Consider the following 4,408-nt stretch of genomic DNA (forward strand, 5'->3'; position numbering starts at 1 on the left):
TAATTAGTTTTTAGTATTCTTTATAGAAAATGCCTCGATCAAGGGGCATTTCTAACAATCATTTAACATAAAATTTCATATACGAAATTCGGGTGTTAGAACCCATTCAAAGTGTACTCATCAGTACACTTTGAAATTTTGATATAAAAAATTTAACATAAAATCTCATATACGAAATTCGGGTGTTAGAACCCATTCAAAGTGTACTCATCAGTACACTTTGAAATTTTGATATAAAAAATTTAACATAAAATCTCATATACGAAATTCGGGTGTTAGAACCCATTCAAAGTGTACTCATCAGTACACTTTGAAATTTTGATATAAAAAATTTAACATAAAATCTCTTATACGAAATTTCAGCTCGATGCTTTGAAACATGGCTTTAGCCATGTTTCAAAGTCGGGCAACTTTGCGCTTGCTGTAATCTGATCAGTAATGAGAAAAACCAAGCAAAGTACCGATCATCTAGTATTTTTTAGGGTCGATCTGACACCAGTCATAGGTTTTTTCTTTGACGTTATTTGGTTGGAATGAGTAACACGGCTTTTTCGTCATGATTCTGACGAGTGTTTCTCCATCATCAACTTTGATTTGAAGTGCATATTGTTCTAATGCTTTCTTATCTGCTCTGCGCTGTTGAATTTCATCAAGGCTTGGAACATACAAAAATATAGCCAAAAGCAATACGAGAACCAAAGCCACAAAAGTACTGGCAAAAAACAGGATAAATTTTGCATTTAGTTTAGCTGTAACTTGGTTTAAATGCTGAATACTGTTGTTCAATGCGCCTGTATGCTTCTTATTTGCGTTTTCTAGCGACTTTTCAGCCTTATTGAGCACTCCGCTAGCCACTTCGTTGTAAAACGTCTCTAATCGCTTGTTATCGTCTGCTATGGCTTCTCTGTATTCCTTCATAGATGCCAATAGAATATATAACTGATCGTCTAGGTCTAAATCATCATTTTGGTTACTCATCGTGACCATCCATCATTATCTAAATCTCGTGATGCCTTACGATTTGCTTGTTCGGCTCGTTGTTTATCTAATTCTTGCTGTCGCTTCATTTCCGCTTGGCGTTCCAGTTCTAGGCGTTTGCTTTCTTGGTTCTTCTGCCATTGCTCAAAACCTTGATCGACACGGTTTAAACCACGCTGTAAAACGCTCTCTTTCTGCTGTTTCTGTTGGTCAAGTTGTTGGGTATTCTGCTGTTTGACGTTGTCATTGAAACGGCTAATTTCAGTGTCTATGCCTTGTCTGCGTAATTGAGTGACTTTGGTGCCTTCATGGATGGTGGCTTGTAGTCCGTTGTTCTGATCGGCATAGCTGCGGTGATCTATTTTTTCTCGGTAGCCTGCACGTTCCAATGCTTTATTGGCTAACTCTGCCCATGTTTCTCTAATTTGCTTAATGTCTTCTTGGGTTGTCCCCATACCAAGGCTTTTTCGTTTGGCGTTGCTGAGTTCAATATCGGTTTTGGTGGTCAGAGTGAGTTTTTTGTCTGCGTCCAATTCGGCTTTTCGGGTTGTGAGCATGATATGGGCGTGATGGTTTTTATCATTACCGCCTTTACTCGGTTCATGGATGGCTAAATCTGCGATTACGTCATAGCGATCAACTAAGGACCTGGCAAAGTCTTTTGCCAAGTCCTTACGTTGATCAGCGTCTAATTCATCAGGCAGGGCAATCACCCATTCTCTAGCGGTTCGGGCATCTTTGCGGTTCTCGGTTTTTTCTGCCAAGTTCCAAAGTTCGCCACGGTCAATTTCAATATCTAAATTAGAGATAATTTCAGAATGGGCGACACCGTCTTTTCTCGTAAAGTCATGGGTCAGCCCTGTGCGTTCATCTTCTAGTTTTTCACCTGCACGATAAGCACTTGATGCAACCGCAGTTCGTCCTGAACTTCGGTTAACTGTTTTAGTTGAACAATGATAGATTGCCATGCAGTCGCCTTGAGATGCTTTTGCTTTTAAAAAATTGCGTAGCAGTTTTTTGGGGTTAAGGGGATACCCCTTACGCAAACTTTGACTTGGATGAAATCCAAGTCGTAAGTGCGCATTTCATGAAAAACACGATAGCATATAGCCCGCTTGAATTTCAATTCATAGGGTTTTATGCTTGAGTGGTTTTCTATATCCCGAAATTAACCGTTATGACAAAATCTGCTGAAAATATCGAAAAGAAAATTGAAGCCCAATTAGAAAAGTTGAAACAGTTAAAAGCTCAAAAACAGGCTATTGATGCAAGAGAAAAAACCAAGCAAAAGGAACAAGAAAGAAAGGACGATACAAGACGTAAAATTTTGCTCGGTTCTTACTTAATTAAAAAGATGCAATCTAATGAAGCCAATAAAGAAAAAATACTCGCTGAACTCAACGAATATTTAACAGAAAATAGAGATAGACAGCTTTTTGATTTGCCCGATATTGAAGCCTAATTTTTCTTAGCTGTTTGGTTGTTCTGTTCGGCTTGATACTCGGGAATGAGCGTATTTAAAACCTTTTGAATATTGTCTTTGTCCTCTATCTGCAAATTATCTCGATAGTAAATTAAGTCCTGTATTTTGCTTTCCATCTGCATTTTTTTGGTGGGTTCTGCATTTTTGGATATTCGAGATAATAGGAAGATATAACCGCATATATTTTCCCTCGCAATTTCATAATTTACGATGTCGAGGTATTCAACGGTCACATGTTTTAGATCAGTTGATAGGTTGTTTAATTTAATCATGGCTGAAATCCTGATTTTTCTAATATTGGATAAAGCTCTCTGAATTTTTCAGGCTCTAAAAGCATATCTGCTATACGGATAGCAAATTGTTGGTAGCTTTCTGTACCTTGTGAATATTTCCCCATTTCAGGCATTTCTGACATTTTATTGGCAAATAAATGGCGTTGTGCATCGGTCATTTTGACAAAAAAGTCAGGTGTGTTTGGGTCACGCTTAGAATCTAATTTTTTCGGCTGTGATTTTTGCTTAAACTTAAATGAAAAACCAATAATTGAACGACCACGTTTGTGTTGTTCATACTCTGCTTTTATATCTGTGTACTCATTAATTTGATCAATGGCAAGGTGTAAAACTTTTTCTTTAAATTGCCCCATTCTCTTGTATTCGTTGGGTTCTATGCCTAATTTTAATCTTAGCTCTTCTAGCTCTACCATAGTCACTTTGCCTGTACTACGCCATGCGATAAGCAACTCATACAAGCGTATAGCGTAAACACTAGTTAAACTGCTGACTTGCTCTAGTTCATAACTGGTGAAGTGTTTTTCTAAATTTGTAATCAACGGTACAACATCATCAGAAAACTTAATACGAACAAGAGCTTCATTTTCTACATAAGATATTCGTTGTACCCATCGACTTATTACATTCTCAATGTTGCCCTTTTGAGTCAGCTTTTGATAGCTAAATCTACGATCAAATAGGCTTTTGCAAGCATCTTTAAGAACTTTATAGGCTGTATTTCTATGAACATTGAAATGGTTGATATAGCTTTCAGCATGAATCGTCAAATCTTTATCATTGGGTGTATTTGATTGCCTAGCTTCAAGTATGGCTAACAGTATTAAACGTTGTTCTGATAGGTCTAAATTATAACTGGCATTTATTAGTGCATTATCTTTAACGACTAGTTCCTTTTTCATAAGCACACATGTTTTTTAAATATATAAGTACACTCTATTTTATTGAGTGTCACTTTGCAAGATAAAGGTGTACTTATTGCAAGATAAAGGTGTACTTATTGCAAGATAAAGGTGTACTTATTGCAAGATAAAGGTGTACTTATTGCTATTTTTATTCTTATATATCAATTAATTGTAGAGGCTAAAAATTAAAAAATTAAAAAATATTAAAAAGAGGGGAGTGCTTAAAACTGCCCTATGTACTCGCTAAAGCTCGTACTCTATTGAAGCTCGTTCCTCGCTTCATGGGGCAGTTTTTGGTTAATCCTGTTTATGAAATCTAAAAGCAAAAGCATTGGTAATGTATTCGCTTCGCTCATACTTTTTGAAAAGCAAAAGCTCCAAAGTTCGCACCCATTCGGGATGCTCTGTAACTACCGTTTAAAATCGAAAGGGAGCTTGTAATCAGAGAAAAAGCGAGGTCGAAATTTTGATGATGCTCAATCGCTCGTAGACACTCGCTCGGTTCTTATTATCTAGGTTTTAATTATTTACTGGAGCTAATCAAAGTTGTGAAACATTGATGAAATATTAGTCGTGGAACGTGAAGAATCATAAAAAAAGCCCGAGCATGACGTTTCGGGCTATTAAGTATTGACTATAACATTGAAAGATAATGAAAATATCTAAGCATTTCGGATAAGGTGTATTATGTTAATTTTAGAAAATCTTCACTACTATTATTTTAAAATAAGCCTTATATCCAAGCATAAAAC

5 protein-coding genes are annotated in these 4,408 nt (G+C 36.5%); 1 reads left to right on the top strand and 4 read right to left on the bottom strand.

Annotated features, from left to right (window positions below; all coding sequences use genetic code 11):
- Positions 1–468 precede the first annotated feature (468 nt).
- On the bottom strand, positions 469–978 hold the full coding sequence (locus GVV58_RS14880; RefSeq protein WP_136144375.1) for a hypothetical protein: 510 nt from the start codon (positions 976–978) through the stop codon (positions 469–471).
- Positions 975–1,946 carry a MobQ family relaxase gene (gene mobQ, locus GVV58_RS14885; RefSeq protein WP_159516850.1) on the bottom strand — a complete coding sequence of 324 codons (972 nt, stop codon included), beginning with the start codon at positions 1,944–1,946 and terminating at the stop codon, positions 975–977. The genes GVV58_RS14880 and mobQ overlap by 4 nt, the downstream gene beginning before the upstream one ends.
- A gap of 209 nt (positions 1,947–2,155) precedes the next feature.
- On the opposite strand from mobQ, the gene GVV58_RS14890 reads away from it, so the two are divergent.
- Entirely contained in the window at positions 2,156–2,440 is a 285-nt protein-coding gene (locus GVV58_RS14890; protein WP_004856445.1) for a hypothetical protein, read from the top strand.
- On the opposite strand, the gene GVV58_RS14895 is transcribed toward GVV58_RS14890, so the two are convergent.
- Both GVV58_RS14895 and repM read right to left on the bottom strand, forming a co-directional pair.
- Complete coding sequence (locus GVV58_RS14895) at positions 2,437–2,733, bottom strand: hypothetical protein (protein ID WP_004856442.1); 297 nt, start codon at positions 2,731–2,733, stop codon at positions 2,437–2,439. The genes GVV58_RS14890 and GVV58_RS14895 overlap by 4 nt on opposite strands.
- Positions 2,730–3,653 (bottom strand): replication initiation protein RepM, encoded by a 924-nt coding sequence (gene repM, locus GVV58_RS14900; RefSeq protein ID WP_004856439.1) that lies wholly within the window; start codon positions 3,651–3,653, stop codon positions 2,730–2,732. Before repM ends, GVV58_RS14895 begins: the two co-directional genes overlap by 4 nt.
- Between the last annotated feature and the right edge of the window lie 755 nt (positions 3,654–4,408).

It is taken from the genome of Acinetobacter sp. 18QD2AZ41W, from assembly GCF_009829025.1.
Taxonomy (GTDB): Bacteria; Pseudomonadota; Gammaproteobacteria; order Pseudomonadales; family Moraxellaceae; genus Acinetobacter; species Acinetobacter pseudolwoffii.

Bases quoted from the DNA above. Each gene is read 5' to 3' on its own strand.
- GVV58_RS14880 (WP_136144375.1), bottom strand. From the start codon at position 978: ATGAGTAACCAAAATGATGATTTAGACCTAGACGATCAGTTATATATT.
- mobQ (WP_159516850.1), bottom strand. From the start codon at position 1,946: ATGGCAATCTATCATTGTTCAACTAAAACAGTTAACCGAAGTTCAGGA.
- GVV58_RS14890 (WP_004856445.1), top strand. From the start codon at position 2,156: ATGACAAAATCTGCTGAAAATATCGAAAAGAAAATTGAAGCCCAATTA.
- GVV58_RS14895 (WP_004856442.1), bottom strand. From the start codon at position 2,733: ATGATTAAATTAAACAACCTATCAACTGATCTAAAACATGTGACCGTT.
- repM (WP_004856439.1), bottom strand. From the start codon at position 3,653: ATGAAAAAGGAACTAGTCGTTAAAGATAATGCACTAATAAATGCCAGT.